This window comes from Meridianimarinicoccus marinus (assembly GCF_040689105.1).
GTDB classification, from domain to species: domain Bacteria; phylum Pseudomonadota; class Alphaproteobacteria; order Rhodobacterales; family Rhodobacteraceae; genus Meridianimarinicoccus; species Meridianimarinicoccus marinus.
This window is the reverse complement of the sequence record NZ_JBFBVU010000129.1, coordinates 1-264: the sequence shown is the minus strand read 5'-3', so window position 1 is coordinate 264 and position 264 is coordinate 1. Positions and strand designations below refer to the sequence as shown.

Genomic DNA, 264 nt, shown 5'->3' with positions numbered 1-264 from the left:
CATTGGCAAACCATGCAACAATCCCCGCAGCGGTCAGTATTGAAACCAAACGTGTTAGTGGCAATAGCATCAAACTATCGATAGCAATAGACTTGGTTCTAAATTCAAACCACCGCTGGTTATCCTGCTCGAACTTCTCTGCGAACGCTTTTTCCTGGCGAAACGCCTGGATCAATGCCATCCCCTGCAATGACTCATTGAGCCGGCCATTGATATTGCTGATCTGGGTACGGATCCCGTCAAACACCGGCATGGAGATTTTTC

At 48.1% G+C, this 264-nt stretch carries 1 protein-coding gene; it reads right to left on the bottom strand.

Annotation, left to right across the window (positions count from 1 at the left end; translation table 11 throughout):
- A partial coding sequence (locus AB0T83_RS20470) for an ABC transporter transmembrane domain-containing protein (RefSeq protein ID WP_366195031.1) occupies positions 1-264 on the bottom strand: 264 nt, incomplete at both ends.